The sequence below is a fragment of the Citrobacter sp. CK195 genome, assembly GCF_030333365.1.
GTDB lineage: Bacteria > Pseudomonadota > Gammaproteobacteria > Enterobacterales > Enterobacteriaceae > Citrobacter_B > Citrobacter_B koseri.
The window spans coordinates 292,005-309,471 of the sequence record NZ_JAOWGB010000023.1 but is presented as its reverse complement, the minus strand read 5'-3'; the positions used below and the strand labels follow the sequence as shown (position 1 = coordinate 309,471).

The window sequence follows — 17,467 nt, the reverse complement described above, 5'->3', positions numbered from 1 at the left end:
AACGTTGCGCCATGCTACGCCGAGCCACACTGCGAGTATAGAGTATGAGCGAGTTACTCACGCTCTTTCAACTTTAACCCACGATTTATTAAGCAAAAAATCTGTCAGTTGCTGCGCTTATACTCATTTCCCTCTTCTCTTTGCACCTCATAACACTGAAACAAGATTTCATTTTCACCCGTAACATCTGTTTACAGCATTAATGCAAGTGCGTATATTTCGCATTTGCATTTTCATGCGCATTTGATGGTTAGAAAATTAAAAGGGTTCGCCATGCCATTTCATGGTTTGAACTTAACGTTCATCATTATTAGGGGTTTTTCGATGTCTTTCACAACACACACCCAGGATGAGCAGCGTCAGCCTGCCGCAGTTCCCACTCTGCTGGCAGCCTGCATCGCTATGGCATTGATGCCTTCCACCAGCTTCGCCGCTACCACAACAGAAGAAACAATCGTTGTTGATAGCGCATCACAAGCCGACACGTCCAGCGATGAAGAACAGGACTACAACGTTAAAACGACAACCGCTGGCACTAAAATGCAGATGGCGCAGCGCGATATTCCTCAGTCTGTCAGTATCATCAGCCAGCAACGCATGGCTGATCAGCAATTACAAACCCTTGGCGATGTAATGGACAGCACGCTGGGTATCAGCAGAAGCCAGTCAGACTCCGACCGCAACCTCTACTACTCACGCGGTTTCCTCATCGACAACTACATGGTCGATGGCATCCCCACCTATTTTGAATCACGCTGGAATCTTGGCGATGCCCTTTCTGACACGGCCCTGTTTGAACGTGTGGAAGTCGTACGCGGCGCAAATGGATTAATGACCGGAACCGGCAACCCTTCCGCGTCTATCAATATGATCCGCAAACATGCCACCAGCCGTGAATTCAAAGGTAATGTGTCTGCGGAATATGGAAGCTGGAACAAACAGCGTTACGTAACCGATTTACAAAGCCCGCTGACAGAAGACGGTAACGTACGTGCGCGGATTGTTGCGGGTTATCAGAACAATGACTCATGGCTGGATCGTTATAACAGCGAGAAAACATTCTTCTCCGGCATTATCGATGCCGATCTGGGGAGCACAACCAGCCTTTCCGCCGGGTATGAATATCAACGCATCGACGTTAACAGCCCGACCTGGGGCGGTTTACCTCGCTGGAATACGGATGGCAGCACCAACAAATATGACCGCTCGCGCAGTACCGCTCCAGACTGGACCTACAACGATAAAGAGTTTAATAAAGTCTTTGTCACGCTGAATCAGCGTTTTGCGGATACCTGGCAGGCAACGCTCAACGCCACGCATTCTGAAATCAAATTCGACAGCAAAATGATGTACCTGGATGCCTATGTCAATAAAGACACCGGTATGCTGGTTGGCCCTTACGCCAACTACGGGCCAGAGTACGGTTACATTGGCGGTACGGGCTGGAACAGCGGCAAACGTAAAGTCGATGCTGTCGATCTTTTCGCCGATGGGGGCTACGACCTGTTTGGCCGTCAGCATAACCTGATGATCGGTGGAAGCTACAGCAAACAGAATAACCGCTATATGAATACCTGGGCGAACGTATTCCCGGATGAACTGGGCAATTTCTACAACTACGACGGTAACTTCCCGGAAACAAACTGGGGTCAACAAACCGTTGCCCAGGATGATACCACGCACATGAAATCGCTCTATGCAGCGACTCGCATTTCGCTGGCCGATCCGCTGCATCTGATCATCGGCGCTCGCTACACCAACTGGAGTATCGACACGCTGACCTACCGGATGGAGAAAAACCATACCACGCCATATGCCGGACTGGTGTATGACATTGATGATAACTGGTCTGCCTACGCCAGCTATACTTCCATCTTCCAGCCACAAAACTATCGTGATAGCTCGGGTAAATACCTCGCCCCTATTACGGGTAACAACTATGAAGTGGGCTTGAAATCTGACTGGATGAACAGCCGCCTGACCACCACATTGTCGGTCTTCCGTATTGAGCAGGATAACGTCGGTCAGTCGACCGGTAGACCGATTTCAGGTAGTAACGGTGACACCGCTTATAAAGCGGTAGATGGAACCGTCAGCAAAGGCGTTGAATTCGAAATTAACGGCGCTATCACCGACAACTGGCAGATGACTTTCGGCGCAACGCGCTTTATCGCAGAAGATAACGAGGGAAATGCGGTGAATCCGAACTTGCCACGTACAACCGTGAAGCTGTTTACCAGCTACCGTCTGCCAGTCATGCCTGAGTTGACCGTCGGCGGTGGCGTTAACTGGCAGAACCGTGTTCACGGCAGCGACACTGTCACACCATACGGCACATGGCGCGCGGAACAAGGCAGCTATGCATTAGTGGATCTGTTCACTCGCTACCAGGTAACCAAAAACTTCGCCGTACAGGGCAACATCAACAACTTGTTAGACAAAACCTACGACACCAATATCGATGGTTCTATTGTCTACGGCGAACCACGTAACGTCAGCATTACTGCAAGCTATCAGTTCTGATAACGTTACTGACGAGAAGGGAGCCATCTGGCTCCCTTTTTTACGTTCTCGCAAGCCTGATGGCGGCTAACGCCTTATCAGGCCTACAACTGTGCTATAACCGTAGGCCGGATAAGCCACGCGCCATCCGGCAACACAGCGTAAAAAAGGCAGCCATTTGGCTGCCTTAGTTCTCCCCAACGTCTTACTGCTTAGCTATTGCGAATGTATTCATCCATTTCCGTTTTCAGGTTATCGGATTTCGTACCGAAAATAGCCTGAACGCCGGAACCTGCGACGACGACACCAGCTGCGCCAAGCGTCTTCAGGCCAGCCTGATCCACTTTAGCAACGTCAGCAACGCTAACGCGCAGACGGGTGATACATGCGTCGAGGTTAGTGATGTTCTCTTTACCACCAAACGCGGCGATCAGGGCCGGAGCCATTTCACTGGTTGCGCCCACTTTGTTGTCTTCGCTCGCGTCTTCACGACCCGGCGTTTTCAGATCCAGCGCTTTAATCAGCACACGGAAGACGGTGTAGTAAATAATCGCATAACCTGCACCAACAATCGGGAACAGCCACAGTTTGCTGCTGTTGCCAGACAGAACGATGAAGTCGATCAGACCGTGCGAGAACGATGTACCGTCACGCATACCCAGCAGGATACAGATCGGGAATGCCAGACCTGCCAGAATCGCGTGGATAACGTACAGGATCGGCGCAACGAACATGAAGGAGAACTCGATCGGCTCGGTGATACCGGTCAGGAACGAGGTCAACGCTGCGGAGATCATGATACCGCCCACTTTCGCGCGGTTTTCCGGTTTAGCAGAGTGCCAGATCGCGATAGCCGCAGCAGGCAGACCGTACATTTTGAACAGGAAGCCGCCGGACAGTTTGCCCGCAGTCGGGTCGCCCGCCATATAGCGAGGAATGTCGCCGTGGAACACCTGACCTGCTGCGTTGGTGTATTCACCAATCTGCATCTGGAAAGGAACGTTCCAGATATGGTGCAGACCAAACGGCACCAGGCAGCGTTCAATGAAGCCATAGATACCGAACGCCACAACCGGGTTCTGGTAAGCAGCCCACTGAGAGAACGTCTGGATAGCCGTCCCGATCGGCGGCCAAATGAAGGACAGGATCACGCCGGTGAAGATGGCAGCCAGACCAGAAATGATCGGCACAAAGCGTTTACCCGCAAAGAAGCCCAGATACTCAGGCAATTTGATACGGTAGAAGCGGTTGAACATGTACGCTGCAATCGCACCGGAGATAATCCCCCCGAGAACACCGGTATCCGCCAGGTGTTTTGCTGCGATTTCTTCAGCAGGTAAATGCAGAACCAGCGGCGCAACCACGGCCATGGTTTTGACCATGATGCCGTAAGCGACAACCGAGGCCAGAGCCGAAACGCCGTCGTTGTTGGTGAAGCCCAGTGCGACACCAATGGCGAAAATCAGCGGCATATTTGCAAAAACAGAACCGCCTGCTTCTGCCATAACGTGCGACACAACGGCTGGCAGCCAGCTGAAGTTAGCGGAACCGACGCCCAGCAGGATACCTGCGATAGGCAGTACGGATACCGGTAGCATCAGCGATTTACCGACCTTTTGCAGGTTAGCAAATGCATTCTTAAACATAATTAGGAGTGCTCCTGAGTATTTGTGCTTATACACTTCATCCTTCAAACCGCCTCAGCGTTGGCTGCGCTCGTTCATCCCAGTCACTTACTCAAGTAAGCTCCTGCAATTTACTCACTTGCCGCCCTGATGCAGCCTGAATGATTTTGTGTATTCTACGTTTTCACGCATTGGCGAGGGGGGAGAACCTCGCCGTGGACAGGGCATCTAAGCGCCCTTTATTTATTACACAGAGTAAAATAAATAAGCTCGGTTTTGTTTGACGGCTATCACGTTTCAGCTCCAGACAGCCATAAAACCATCACATTCTGACAAAATGAGTGTCTGAATGTTACAATTTGCTCATTCACCGCCCATTTTGTGGCGGTGAACTTTACTCGCTTTGAATATTAATTACGAGCTTTAAAAAAACTCAGTTAACGGGTTGATTGCAGGCGAGAAGCGTCGATGTGGAACAGGCGGGCAAAGTTTTCAGTGGTTGCCTGCGCCAGTTCTTCAACGGCAACACCCTTCAATACGGCCATATACTCTGCGACATCGCGAACCATTGCAGGCTGGTTCTCTTTACCACGATGCGGCACCGGAGCAAGATAAGGAGAGTCCGTCTCAACCAGCAGACGATCCAGAGGAACATAGCGGGCGGCATCACGTAACTGCTCCGCGTTGCGGAAGGTCACGATCCCGGAAAAAGAGATATAAAACCCAAGATCCAATAATTTACCCGCCGTCTCCCTGTCCTCTGTAAAACAGTGTAGTACGCCACCGCAATCCGTCACTTTTTCTTCGCGCAAAATCGCCAGCGTATCGGCGCGTGCGTCACGGGTATGCACAATCACGGGTTTATTTAATTCACGGCCAATCTGAATATGGTTAATGAAGGATTCTTGCTGGCGAACTTTTGTTTCCGGCGTATAAAAATAATCCAGCCCGGTCTCCCCCATGGCCACCACGCCTTCTTCAGCGGCAAAGCGACGCAGGTTTTCCACATCGTATGTTTCATCCTGGTTTAACGGGTGTACGCCGCAGGAAAACACAACGTTATCCCGCTCGCCAACCAGTTCGCGCATACTTCGGTATCCGGGCAGGGTTGTCGCCACCGCCAGGCAGAACTTCACATCGCGCGCGGCGGCTTTTGCCAGCACGTCATCCACGTCCTTATGCAGAGATTGATAATCCAGGCCATCAAGATGGCAGTGTGAGTCGACTAAAAACATAATGTCTCTCTCAAAGATGGGAAACAGGCAACATGGCGCCTGGTTGCAGGTAATGCTCTATGCGGAGAATAAGATCGGTTAATACCAGTTCGCGGTTTAATCCGGTCACGTTAATCAGCTGTTCGCGACAATGGCAGACATCGCTGAGTATGGCCTGGATGCGTGCGACGGATAACCGTTCAGCTATCGACGCCACCAGCGTTCCGGCATCCTGATTTGTCAGGCTGGAAGCGCCATACTGGTATTTAAGGGCATCCATAAGCAGCGTCGCCAGCCAGTGTAAACGTGTGGCGGCCTGTTCGTGATTCAACACCGACAGAAGGATATACCAGTCGCCGGATTGCAGCGTATTCGCCAGCGCTTCGCAAAGCGCGTTACGATGCGCCCAGCTGTCGGCCTGCAACAACGCCAGAGCGGCGCCGGGAGCCCCTGCGCTCAGGCGCAGCGCCGCCAGCAACGTCTCTTGTGACATTGTCACTTCACGAGAAAGCCAGGAAACAGCGTATTGTTCAGATGGCGGCGCAAGATGATGCAGGCGGCAGCGGCTGCGTAAAGTCGCCAGCAGGCGTGCCGGTTCACGGCTGGCAAGGAAGAACCAGGTTTGCTCCGGCGGCTCTTCCAGCGTCTTTAATAAGGCATTCGCCGCGGCATCAGTCAGCAGGGCCGCATCCGGGATCAACACGACTTTCGCGCCGCCAAGTCGAGAATGTTCGTACAGCTTCTCGCCCACGTCGCGTACCGCGTCCACGCCAAGGGTGCTTTTTCCCTTTTCCGGCAACAGCGAATAATAGTCAGGATGCGTACCCGCCTGCATTAACTGGCAGCCACGACAGCGCCCGCAGCTTTTATGCCCTTCCGGTTGCTGGCACAGCAAATAACGACTGAGGGCATAAATCAGCGCATCATCCCCCATTCCGGGCAACGCCTGAATCAGTAACGCATGGTGGCCCCGACCCGCCTGATAGCTTGCTACCAGTTTTTCAAAGTCTGGCCGTAACCACGGATACCATTTCATGCACCCAGCTCCTTGATCCAGGCCGTTACGGTTGTGCGAATATCGTTCATCACAGCCTCCAGCGGCTGAGTCGCATCAATGGTGCGAATGCTGGCATCGCTGGCGGCCAGTTCAAGGTAGCGGGCACGCGTGCGATTGAAGAAATCCAGAGACTCCTGCTCAATGCGGTCAAGCTCGCCGCGCGCGCGCGCGCGTTTTAAGCCAACCTCCGGCGTCACATCCAGATACAGGGTCAGGTCAGGACGGAAGTCGCCCAATACAGCATCACGCAGCGTCGCCAGCATTGTCTGATCGATCCCACGGCCGCCGCCCTGGTAGGCCTGAGTGGACAGATCATGGCGATCGCCAATGACCCATGTTCCTTTCGCCAGCGCAGGCTTGATAACGGTTTCCACCAGTTGCACTCGCGCGGCATAAAACATCAGCACTTCAGCTTTATCCGTGATCGTTTCATCACCCACCGATTTGATGTCCAGCACCAGACTTCTTAATTTCTCTGCAAGCTGGGTGCCGCCCGGCTCACGCGTAAAAATCATGTCGTGAATACCCAGTTGCTCAAGTGTTTCCACCACCACGTTACGCGCGGTGGTTTTTCCGGCGCCTTCCAGGCCTTCGATGACGATATAGTTACTGCCCATTTTTTTCCTTAAGCACTTTCAGGTAGTCCTGCACTGACCGGTTATGGCTGGCAAGATTGGTGTTAAACGTGTGACCGCCCTTTCCGTCAGCCACAAAATAGAGGTACGGCGTTTTCGCCGGATGCGCGGCGGCTTTCAAAGAGGCTTCGCCAGGCATGGCGATAGGACCTGGCGGCAACCCGGTGATGGTATAGGTGTTATACGCCGTCGGCGTTTCCAGCGCCGCGCGCGACAGCTTACCATTATAACTCGCCCCCATGCCGTAAATCACGGTCGGATCGGTCTGCAAACGCATACCAATACGCAGACGGTTAATAAAGACCGATGCCACCTGGTCGCGTTCGCTGGCGACGGCCGTCTCTTTTTCGATAATAGACGCCATCGTCACCAGTTGATTCTTATCTTTATAAGGCAGCCCTTCCGCGCGCCCTTCCCAGACGTCATCTACCGCTTTAACCATCTTTTGATGCGCACGCTTCAAAAGTGCGACATCGGTGGTGTTGGCGGTATACATCCAGGTGTCCGGCCAGAACCAGCCTTCAAGCCACTCCGGGTTCTCCAGCTTCAGCGCCTGCGCGACGGTTTCGTAACGGTCATCGCTAAGCGTATGCTGAATATAAGGCGCATTTCGCAACTGATTCAGGTAATCGCTCAGGCGCATCCCTTCGACCAGACGTAGCGGGAACTGTGCTTCTTTACCACTTTCCAGCAGTTTCAGCATCTCCCGTACGGTCATATCAGGCGTTAAACGATAGGTGCCCGCTTTAAAGTTTGATAATTCAGGTTCAACGCGCAGCAACCACTGAAACACGCGCGGCCGATTGATAATCTTGTCGGCGTAGAGTTGATCGCCTAATGCCAGACGCCCGGTTCCGGCCTTCAGGGTAAAGATCGTCTCTTCTTTTATTAACAAGGGGCTGTCGGCCAGTTGGCGCACTTTCCACATTCCTGCGCCAGCGGCAATGCCCAACACAACGACCAGCAGAAGGAAAAAGCGTAACATTCTTTTCATGACTAATTCGGGTGCTCACAAAGTGGGGCTAAAAAATCGAACAATGAACGTGCAAACATCAGTTTATCGCCACAGGCGCGCACGGGAATCACGGGCATCAACGCATTGCAGATAACCATCTCATCGGCCTGCATAAGCGCGTCCTCCCCGGCATACACTTCGACAACCTGGAAAGGCGATTGTGCCAGCGACTGTAAACAAAATTGTCGCATAATGCCGTTTACCCCCGCCTGATCCAGGCGCGGCGTATACACCACATTCTCTTTACGCCAGAACAAATTAGCCGCACAGCATTCCGTAACCCATCCCTCGCTGTCAAGAACCAGCGCTTCATCGGCGTTTGTCTGCTCAAGATGAGACCGGATCAGTACCTGTTCCAGCCGGTTAAGGTGTTTTATACCCGCAAGCATAGGGTTACGCCCCAGCCGTACGGGGCTTAGCGCCAGCGTAATACCTTCCGTACGCCAGCGTTCATAATGAGTGGGATAAGGAGAAACGGATAAAATTCGCGTGGCCGCACGACAGTTTGACGGGCTGTAGCCCCTGCCGCCGCTGCCACGACTCAGAATAACTTTCAGTACACCACTGTTCTGGCCTGCTGCCATCGCCATCATTTCGTGTTGCAGTTCCGTCCATTGACTGAAGGGAAGCAGCAGTTTTTCGCAGGCATCCTGCAAACGGCGAAGGTGTGCGGGCAGGAGGCAAATTCTACCGTCACGGATTCGCGCAGTAGTGAAACAGCCATCGCCAAACTGCGTCGCGCGATCGCTGGCGGCAAGAGAATCCTGTTCACGGCCATTAATTAAGAACATAGTGGCTCCTTATTCGTGGTCGATTAGTGTGGCAGGATGGTTAACACAGGACAAGGGAAGAAAGCTGAATAAAAAAGGCCCGACAAGCGGACCTTTTTACTCTCTGGTGGAACGACTTAGACCTTTTTGAAGATCAACGAGCCGTTAGTACCGCCAAAGCCGAAGGAGTTACACAGCGTATACTCCATTCCGTTAACCTGACGAGCTTCGTGAGGCACAAAGTCCAGGTCGCAACCTTCATCCGGGTTATCCAGGTTGATGGTTGGCGGAACCGCCTGGTCGCGCAGCGCCAGAATAGAGAAAATAGACTCTACCGCGCCCGCAGCCCCCAGCAAGTGACCCGTCATGGATTTCGTCGAGCTGACCAGCACACGGCTTGCCGCATCGCCAAAGACAGATTTCACCGCCTGAGTTTCCGCTTTATCGCCTGCCGGCGTAGACGTACCGTGGGCGTTGACGTAACCAATCTGACCCGGCTCAATGGCCGCATCACGCAGCGCATTGACCATCGCCAGCGCGGCGCCCGCGCCGTTTTCCGGCGGTGACGTCATGTGATAAGCATCGCTGCTCATCCCGAAGCCAACGATTTCGGCATAAATTTTCGCGCCGCGCGCTTTTGCATGTTCGTACTCTTCCAGTACCACCATGCCCGCGCCATCGCCGAGAACAAAACCGTCACGCTCTTTATCCCACGGGCGGCTGGCCGCTTGCGGGTTATCATTACGTGTAGACAGCGCACGCGCTGCGCCAAAGCCACCGACACCCAGCGGCGTACTGGCTTTTTCCGCACCACCCGCTACCATCGCGTCCGCATCGCCGTATGCAATGATACGCGCGGCATGACCGATGTTATGTACGCCTGAGGTGCAGGCGGTAGCGATAGAGATGCTTGGCCCACGCAGGCCGTACATGATGGTCAGGTGACCTGCCACCATGTTAACAATCGTCGACGGAACAAAGAACGGGCTGATCTTACGCGGCCCACCGTTCACCAGGGAACTGTGGTTTTCTTCGATCAGTCCGAGACCGCCGATACCAGAGCCGATAGCGGCGCCAATACGGGCTGCGTTCTCTTCCGTTACTTCAAGGCCAGAATCCTGCATGGCCTGAACGCCAGCGACAATTCCATATTGAATGAAGGCATCCATCTTGCGCTGTTCTTTGCGCGAGATGATGTCGTCACAGTTAAAATCCTTTACTAAGCCAGCAAATTTCGTTGCATAGGCGCTAGTATCGAAATGGTCGATCAGGCTGATGCCACTCTGACCGGCAAGGAGAGCTTTCCAGGTAGACTCTACGGTATTGCCGACAGGAGACAACATGCCCAGTCCGGTCACAACTACACGACGCTTAGACACGTTTGTCCTCCAGGGAGGGAAAATGATTCTAGTGGGACAAAAAGATAAAACTCAGGCGGTCGAATGACCGCCTGGAGATGTTCACTTACGCCTGGTGACCGTTGATATAATCAATGGCAGCCTGAACGGTGGTGATTTTCTCAGCTTCTTCGTCCGGAATCTCAGTATCAAACTCTTCTTCCAGAGCCATTACCAGCTCAACGGTGTCAAGAGAATCTGCGCCCAGGTCTTCAACGAAAGAAGCATTGTTGGTAACTTCTTCCTGCTTAACGCCCAGCTGCTCGCCGATAATTTTCTTAACGCGTTCTTCGATAGTGCTCATACTCTTAAATTTCCTATCAAAACTCGCTTTCGCGATGGTTTTCGTAGTGTATAAAATGTTGAAAAATTTGCAACTAAATCCCGGCAGTTCTTACCACGATTTTACGTTATTTTGAGGCCAAGACCTACAATAACGCAAATATTTTTCGTGGTTAAACCATATACATTCCGCCGTTGACGTGCAGAGTCTCACCAGTGATGTAACTTGCTTCGTCAGAGGCTAAAAATGCAACCGCACTGGCGATTTCCTGAGCGCCGCCGAGGCGACCCGCAGGAACCTGCGCCAGAATACCCGCACGCTGATCATCAGACAGCGCACGCGTCATGTCCGTTTCAATAAAGCCCGGAGCCACAACATTGACAGTAATCCCACGCGACGCAACTTCACGCGCCAGTGATTTACTGAAGCCAATCAGACCCGCTTTCGCCGCAGCGTAGTTGGCCTGACCCGCATTTCCCATGGTACCAACCACAGAACCGATAGTGATAATACGTCCATGACGTTTTTTCATCATAGCGCGCATTACCGCTTTTGACAGACGGAAAACAGATGACAGATTGGTTTCGAGAATATCGTTCCACTCATCATCTTTCATTCGCATCAGCAGATTATCGCGAGTGATACCGGCATTATTGACCAGGATATCAACTTCACCAAATTCTGCGCGAATATTTTCCAGAACAGATTCAATAGATGCCGGATCGGTCACATTCAACATCAGACCTTTACCGTTCGCACCTAAGTATTCGCTAATGGCCTGAGCGCCATTTTCGCTGGTAGCAGTACCGATGACTTTCGCGCCACGGGCAACGAGCGTCTCAGCAATTGCGCGGCCAATGCCACGGCTTGCACCGGTAACCAGCGCGACTTTTCCTTCAAAACTCATGGTTTTCCTCTTTTATTGCTCAAGCGCCGCTGACAGTGCCGCCGGTTCGTTTAGCGCCGAGGCCGTCAGGGTGTCAACAATACGTTTAGTCAGACCAGTGAGGACTTTACCTGGACCCACTTCATAAAGGTGTTCAACACCTTGTGCTGCGATAAATTCTACACTCTTCGTCCACTGCACCGGGTTGTACAGCTGGCGTACCAGCGCATCACGGATAGCGTTAGCGTCGGTTTCACACTTCACGTCAACGTTATTCACAACCGGTACGGTCGGGGCATTGAAGGTGATTTTCGCTAATTCAACCGCCAGCTTATCAGCCGCAGGTTTCATCAGCGCACAGTGTGACGGCACGCTTACCGGCAGCGGCAGCGCACGTTTTGCGCCAGCGGCTTTACAGGCTGCGCCCGCACGTTCAACCGCGTCTTTATGCCCGGCGATAACCACCTGGCCCGGAGAGTTAAAGTTCACCGGAGAAACCACCTGGCCTTCAGCCGCCTCTTCACACGCTTTGGCGATGGACGCATCATCCAGACCGATGATCGCCGCCATTGCGCCGGTGCCTTCCGGCACAGCTTCCTGCATGAATTTGCCGCGCAGTTCAACCAGACGAACCGCATCGGCGAAATCGATGACGCCAGCACATACCAGCGCGGAGTATTCCCCCAGGCTGTGTCCCGCCATCAGCGCAGGCGCTTTACCGCCCTGCTGCTGCCATACGCGATACAGCGCAACGGAAGCGGCCAGCAATGCGGGCTGAGTCTGCCAGGTCTTATTCAGTTCTTCCGCAGGCCCTTGCTGCGTCAGCGCCCACAGATCATAACCCAGCGCCGCAGAAGCTTCAGCAAAGGTTTCTTCTACGATCGGGTAGCTGGCTGCCATTTCAGACAACATCCCAACCGTCTGGGAACCCTGCCCCGGGAACACAAAAGCAAATTGCGTCATGTTTAAATCCTTATACTAGAAACGAACCAGCGCGGAGCCCCAGGTGAATCCACCCCCGAAGGCCTCAAGCAATACCAACTGCCCGGCTTTAATCCGCCCGTCGCGCACGGCTTCATCCAGCGCGCACGGCACAGAGGCCGCAGAGGTGTTGCCGTGTCTGTCCAGCGTAACCACCACATTATCCATCGACATACCCAGCTTTTTCGCTGTCGCGCTGATGATGCGCAGGTTAGCCTGGTGCGGAACCAGCCAGTCCAAAGCGGAACGATCCAGATTATTCGCCGCCAGCGTCTCGTCAACGATGTGTGCCAGTTCAGTTACCGCCACTTTAAACACCTCGTTGCCCGCCATCGTCAGATAAATCGGATTTTCTGGATTGACGCGATCGGCGTTTGGCAGCGTCAGCAACTCACCATAGCTGCCGTCTGCATGAAGATGCGTCGAAATAATGCCTGGTTCTTCAGATGCGCTCAGAACCGCTGCGCCCGCGCCGTCACCAAAGATAATGATCGTCCCGCGATCGGTGGGATCGCAGGTGCGCGCCAGGACATCGGAACCGATGACCAGCGCATATTTAACGGCGCCTGATTTTACATACTGATCGGCAACGCTTAACGCGTAGGTAAAACCGGCGCAGGCCGCTGCAACGTCAAACGCCGGGCAGCCTTTAATGCCCAACATACTCTGAATCTGGCATGCTGCGCTTGGGAAAGCATGTGTTGCTGAGGTGGTCGCAACCACAATCAAGCCAATCTGGTCTTTATTGATGCCCGCCATTTCAAGCGCGCGGTTTGCGGCTGTATAGCCCATCGTCGCGACTGTTTCGTTTGGCGCTGCAATATGGCGTTCACGGATGCCTGTACGCGTGACAATCCACTCGTCAGACGTCTCTACCATCTTTTCCAAATCGGCGTTAGTACGCACTTGTTCAGGCAGATAGCTGCCAGTACCAATAATCTTTGTATACATGTACGCTCAGTCACTTTTCGGTTATATACCACCGCGTGCAAACTGCTGGTATGTTGGTTGCGCTCAGATTACACCGTTAATTGTGCACCCGTGAGTGTCCGTTTTTGCCACCTTCCAACAGTTCGAATCCGGCTGGGTATACAGATTCCAGGCGAGCGGCAATTCGCTGAGGAACTTGTCGCTGCACCGCCTGCACTGCCTGTTCAATCGCGACGGCAAATGCTCGCTGATTGGCCGCACCATGACTTTTAATCACCGTGCCACGCAATCCTAACAGACAGGCGCCATTATACTGGTCGGGGTTGAGGTGACTGAATCGCCTCGTCAGGCTTTTTTGTAACCAACGTTTTAATAACAGCAGCCACCACGACCGTTTTTTACTCTCACCCTGAGATTTCAGCAGTGAAAGGAACATCCTGACAACCCCTTCCATTGTCTTTAATGTGACATTACCTGTAAATCCGTCACATACCAGCACATCAGTTTTTCCCGTCAATAATTCATTGGCTTCAAGATAACCAATGTAATTGATGGAAGGGACTGTTTTGAGCAACGCAGAGGCATCACGAATACTGTCGAGACCTTTGGTTTCTTCTTCACCAATATTGAGCAACGCCACGCGGGGATTGGTTATCCCAATCACCTCTTCCGCCATCACGGACCCCATCACGGCAAACTGCACCAACATGGTACTGTCACAATCGACGTTGGCGCCTAAATCCAGCACCACCGTTTTTCCTTTCTGCTGATGCGGTAAAACCGTCATCAACGCAGGACGCTCAATGCCCTCAAGGGGTTTGAGCAATAATTTCGCAAGTCCCATGAGCGCGCCCGTATTACCGGCGCTCACACAGGCTTCGGCTCGACCTTCTTTCACGAGCTCCAGGGCCACACGCATTGAGCTGCCGCGACTGGCGCGGATAGCCTGCGAAGGCCGGGCATCACTGGCAATAACTGACTGTGCAGGGATAATCTGCAGACGCGAACGTTGTTCAAAGTCAGCTTTGGCAAGTAATGGCGTGATGGTATCGGGATCCCCGACTAAAAGAAGTGTGAGTTGCGAATTAGAATTCAGTGCCTGCAGTGCTGCAGGCACTGTCACGGAAGGGCCGAAATCTCCCCCCATGACATCTAACGCCAGGGTTAGACGTGTCAAGGTATCGTCGCTGCCTGGTTTGGTGTTTCCCCGCTTACGCGGGGAAATCCTCACTAAGCTTCATCACGCTTGCGCGTGATTACTTAGCGATGACCTTACGGCCGCGGTAGTAACCGTCGGCAGTGATGTGGTGACGCAGGTGTTTTTCACCAGAAGTTTTGTCTACAGACAGGCTGGTGACTGCGGTCAGAGCGTCATGAGAACGACGCATGCCACGTTTGGAACGGGTTGGTTTATTCTGTTGTACGGCCATGGACCTTACTCCTCAATTACTTACGCTTTAAGCTGGCTAATACGGCAAATGGGTTTGGTTTTTGCGCTTCATCAGGCAGTTCACCAAAGACCATGTCCGCCTCGGACACTTCACAGTGTTCAGAATCATGCACCGGAACTACCGGCAAGGAGAGGATGATTTCATCTTCAACCATTGCAAGCAGATCGATTTCACCGAATTCGTTAACCTCAATCGGCTCATACGCTTCCGGGAGTGCTTCAGCCTGTTCGTCAGAACGAACCGGACTAAAACAATACGTTGTGTGAACCTGATGGGTAAACGGCTTCCCGCAACGCTGGCATTCGAGCGATACCGTCACCTTCGCATCACCCGTAATAACGGCGAGACGCTGGTTATCGATAGCGAACGACATGGAGCATTCCACATCACTGTCCACACTGACTACAGAATCGGCGACGCGCTCTACCAGATCAGAAGTATAGATACCTTCATAATCGAGGCGTTTTTGAGCCGTACGAACCGGATCAAGAGTCAGGGGTAATTTTACCTTTTGCATAGGGCGCGCATATTAACTTTGTAACGTCATAGAGTCAAAGAAAAAGGCAGCCTGCGGTTGCCTTTTGCCAATAATTCGCACACATTGCGGGTTACAGACTTATTTTCGCTCAAACCGTGACTGTATGTCATGCTTGAAGGACGAAGAGCATAGTTTAAGATGGCTCTCATTAATACGCTATATCTGAGGGAAAAAAATATGCCCCGTCTCATCCTTGCTTCTACCTCTCCCTGGCGTCGCGCGCTGCTCGAAAAACTGGCGATCCCTTTCGAGTGCGCGGCTCCCGAGGTTGACGAAACGCCCATGTCTGGCGAAGCGCCGCGCCATTTGGTCTCTCGCCTCGCACAGGCGAAAGCGCAATCGCTCGCCCACCGTTTCCCCGATCATCTGATTATTGGCTCCGATCAAATTTGCGTTCTGGATGGCGAAATTACCGGCAAACCGTTAACCGAAGAAAAAGCGCGCCAGCAATTAACCAAAGCCAGCGGTAATATTGTGACGTTTTATACCGGACTGGCGCTTTATAATTCTGCAACCGGACATTTACAAACGGAAGTCGAACCGTTTGATGTGCATTTCCGCCATTTAAGCGAAACGGAAATAGAGGACTATGTCCGCAAAGAGCGTCCATTGCATTGTGCCGGAAGTTTTAAAAGCGAAGGTCTTGGCATTGCCCTTTTCGAACGCCTGGAGGGGCGAGATCCCAATACGCTTATTGGGCTACCGCTGATTGCGCTGTGCCAGATGCTGCGCCGGGAGGAGATGAACCCGCTGATGGCATAGTAGACGCGTCTGGTGGCGACGCTAAAACATCTTATCAGGCCCACAGCGGAGCAATGCCCGTAGGCCTGATAAGCACAGCGTCATCAGCCGGATAACGACGTAAACGTCTTATCCGGCCTACAGGTTTAGCGCGATAATATCGCAACGCGCATCAGGCTTTGTTACGTAACACCTGAAGGCAATGCTTGAGTTGGTTATCCATCGGCGCTTCGATACGCATCACCTCGCCAGTCCCCGGATGGGTAAACTTCAGCGCTGCCGCGTGCAGAAAAAGCCGTGACAGCCCCGTTCCCGCAAGCTGCTTATCAAATTCGCGATCGCCGTAACGATCGTCAAACGCGATCGGATGGCCCGCATGCAGCGTATGCACACGAATCTGATGCGTACGTCCCGTCACCGGGCTACAGCGCACCAGCGTCGCAAACGCATAGCGCTCTTCAACTTTAAAGCGCGTTTCGGAGGGTTTTCCTTCCTGACTCACACGTACAATACGTTCGCCGCTTTGCAAAATATTCTTTAATAAAGGCGCCTGTACCGATTTAACATGCGACTGCCACTGGCCGCGAACCAGCGCCAGATAATCTTTCTGCATCCCCTTCTCACGCAGTTGCTCATGCAAAGAACGCAGCGCTGAGCGTTTTTTCGCAACCAGCAGTACGCCAGAGGTATCGCGGTCAAGACGATGCACCAGTTCCAGGAAACGCGCTTCTGGCCGCAACGCGCGCAGCCCTTCGATAACGCCGAAGCTCAACCCGCTTCCGCCATGTACCGCCGTGCCGGAAGGTTTGTTCAGCACCAGGATATGGTCATCTTCATACAAAATGACATCGGCCAGCGCCGCCACTTTTTGCAGATGCGGCGAAACGGCCTCTTCTTCGCGTTCGGCGACGCGCACCGGCGGAATACGCACTTCATCCCCGGCTTCGAGCTTATATTCCGGTTTGATGCGTTTTTTGTTCACCCGCACTTCACCTTTACGCAAAATGCGGTAAATCATGCTTTTCGGTACGCCTTTGAGTTGCGTGCGCAAAAAGTTATCGATGCGTTGCCCCGCTTCGTCGGCAGTAATGGCAACTATTTTTACGGATGGAGTCTCAGTTTTCATGGGGGCCGATTCTAAATAGCCATAAGGATTAGCGCCACTCATTTTTCTATGCTTATATTTACTTCTATATCCTGTTACTCACGTTCAACATGACCAATTTGCTGGTTATTAAACCAATCGCCATGAGGAAGTGAAAAAACTGTGAGTAACCGGGTGATAAATGGTAAAAGTCATCTTGCTATAACAAGGTTAGCAGTGGAATAATGTAACCGTTTCCGTGTCGAACCTTGTTAAAACAAGAAATTTTACGGAATGACCCATTTTGCCAGACAGATCATCAACGCAGCAATGGCGTAAGACGTATTGATTTTTCAGG

17 protein-coding genes are annotated in these 17,467 nt (G+C 52.6%); 2 read left to right on the top strand and 15 right to left on the bottom strand.

Translation table 11 applies throughout. The annotated features are described in order from the left end of the window. The first annotated feature begins 324 nt into the window (after positions 1 to 324). Positions 325 to 2,523: a ferric-rhodotorulic acid/ferric-coprogen receptor FhuE gene (fhuE, locus tag OGX93_RS09990; RefSeq protein ID WP_286449635.1), complete on the top strand. Its 2,199-nt coding sequence runs from the start codon at positions 325 to 327 to the stop codon at positions 2,521 to 2,523. A gap of 191 nt (positions 2,524 to 2,714) precedes the next feature. Here fhuE and ptsG read toward each other — a convergent pair whose 3' ends face one another. From ptsG to yceD, 14 genes are all read right to left on the bottom strand, one after another. Beyond that, the gene (gene ptsG, locus OGX93_RS09985) at positions 2,715 to 4,148 is read right to left on the bottom strand and encodes a PTS glucose transporter subunit IIBC (RefSeq protein WP_200053585.1); all 1,434 of its coding nucleotides are present in this window, start codon (positions 4,146 to 4,148) and stop codon (positions 2,715 to 2,717) included. Positions 4,149 to 4,564: 416 nt separating this feature from the next. Beyond that, positions 4,565 to 5,362 carry a metal-dependent hydrolase gene (locus OGX93_RS09980; RefSeq protein ID WP_115609380.1) on the bottom strand — a complete coding sequence of 266 codons (798 nt, stop codon included), beginning with the start codon at positions 5,360 to 5,362 and terminating at the stop codon, positions 4,565 to 4,567. A 10-nt stretch (positions 5,363 to 5,372) separates the two neighbouring features. After that, positions 5,373 to 6,377 carry a DNA polymerase III subunit delta' gene (holB, locus tag OGX93_RS09975; RefSeq protein WP_115609381.1) on the bottom strand — a complete coding sequence of 335 codons (1,005 nt, stop codon included), beginning with the start codon at positions 6,375 to 6,377 and terminating at the stop codon, positions 5,373 to 5,375. Further along, positions 6,374 to 7,015 (bottom strand): dTMP kinase, encoded by a 642-nt coding sequence (tmk, locus tag OGX93_RS09970; protein ID WP_115609382.1) that lies wholly within the window; start codon positions 7,013 to 7,015, stop codon positions 6,374 to 6,376. Before tmk ends, holB begins: the two co-directional genes overlap by 4 nt. After that, the gene (gene yceG / locus OGX93_RS09965) at positions 7,005 to 8,027 is read right to left on the bottom strand and encodes a cell division protein YceG (RefSeq protein WP_049008934.1); all 1,023 of its coding nucleotides are present in this window, start codon (positions 8,025 to 8,027) and stop codon (positions 7,005 to 7,007) included. Before yceG ends, tmk begins: the two co-directional genes overlap by 11 nt. 2 nt (positions 8,028 to 8,029) lie before the next feature. Further along, positions 8,030 to 8,839: an aminodeoxychorismate lyase gene (pabC, locus tag OGX93_RS09960; RefSeq protein ID WP_286449636.1), complete on the bottom strand. Its 810-nt coding sequence runs from the start codon at positions 8,837 to 8,839 to the stop codon at positions 8,030 to 8,032. A gap of 116 nt (positions 8,840 to 8,955) precedes the next feature. Then, complete coding sequence (fabF, locus tag OGX93_RS09955; protein WP_058669004.1) at positions 8,956 to 10,197, bottom strand: beta-ketoacyl-ACP synthase II; 1,242 nt, start codon at positions 10,195 to 10,197, stop codon at positions 8,956 to 8,958. Positions 10,198 to 10,282: 85 nt separating this feature from the next. Beyond that, the gene (gene acpP / locus OGX93_RS09950; protein WP_000103754.1) at positions 10,283 to 10,519 is read right to left on the bottom strand and encodes an acyl carrier protein; all 237 of its coding nucleotides are present in this window, start codon (positions 10,517 to 10,519) and stop codon (positions 10,283 to 10,285) included. A gap of 151 nt (positions 10,520 to 10,670) precedes the next feature. After that, the gene (fabG, locus tag OGX93_RS09945) at positions 10,671 to 11,405 is read right to left on the bottom strand and encodes a 3-oxoacyl-ACP reductase FabG (RefSeq protein ID WP_012132828.1); all 735 of its coding nucleotides are present in this window, start codon (positions 11,403 to 11,405) and stop codon (positions 10,671 to 10,673) included. A 12-nt stretch (positions 11,406 to 11,417) separates the two neighbouring features. After that, entirely contained in the window at positions 11,418 to 12,347 is a 930-nt protein-coding gene (gene fabD, locus OGX93_RS09940; protein ID WP_058669003.1) for an ACP S-malonyltransferase, read from the bottom strand. A gap of 15 nt (positions 12,348 to 12,362) precedes the next feature. Further along, entirely contained in the window at positions 12,363 to 13,316 is a 954-nt protein-coding gene (fabH, locus tag OGX93_RS09935) for a beta-ketoacyl-ACP synthase III (RefSeq protein WP_275166376.1), read from the bottom strand. 76 nt (positions 13,317 to 13,392) lie between these two features. Continuing rightward, positions 13,393 to 14,472 (bottom strand): phosphate acyltransferase PlsX, encoded by a 1,080-nt coding sequence (gene plsX / locus OGX93_RS09930; protein ID WP_071818860.1) that lies wholly within the window; start codon positions 14,470 to 14,472, stop codon positions 13,393 to 13,395. Between the two features lie 79 nt (positions 14,473 to 14,551). Continuing rightward, positions 14,552 to 14,725, bottom strand: a complete 174-nt coding sequence (gene rpmF / locus OGX93_RS09925) for a 50S ribosomal protein L32 (RefSeq protein WP_000290727.1) — start codon at positions 14,723 to 14,725, stop codon at positions 14,552 to 14,554. Between the two features lie 16 nt (positions 14,726 to 14,741). Next, entirely contained in the window at positions 14,742 to 15,263 is a 522-nt protein-coding gene (gene yceD / locus OGX93_RS09920; RefSeq protein ID WP_012132832.1) for a 23S rRNA accumulation protein YceD, read from the bottom strand. 198 nt (positions 15,264 to 15,461) lie between these two features. Here yceD and OGX93_RS09915 point away from each other — a divergent pair, with 198 nt between their 5' ends. After that, a complete protein-coding gene (locus tag OGX93_RS09915; protein WP_012132833.1) occupies positions 15,462 to 16,046 on the top strand; it encodes a Maf family protein in 585 nt (194 codons plus the stop codon). 151 nt (positions 16,047 to 16,197) lie between these two features. Here the strand turns inward: OGX93_RS09915 and rluC are convergent, their stop codons facing one another. Further along, positions 16,198 to 17,151: a 23S rRNA pseudouridine(955/2504/2580) synthase RluC gene (rluC, locus tag OGX93_RS09910; protein ID WP_012132836.1), complete on the bottom strand. Its 954-nt coding sequence runs from the start codon at positions 17,149 to 17,151 to the stop codon at positions 16,198 to 16,200. Positions 17,152 to 17,467 lie beyond the last annotated feature (316 nt).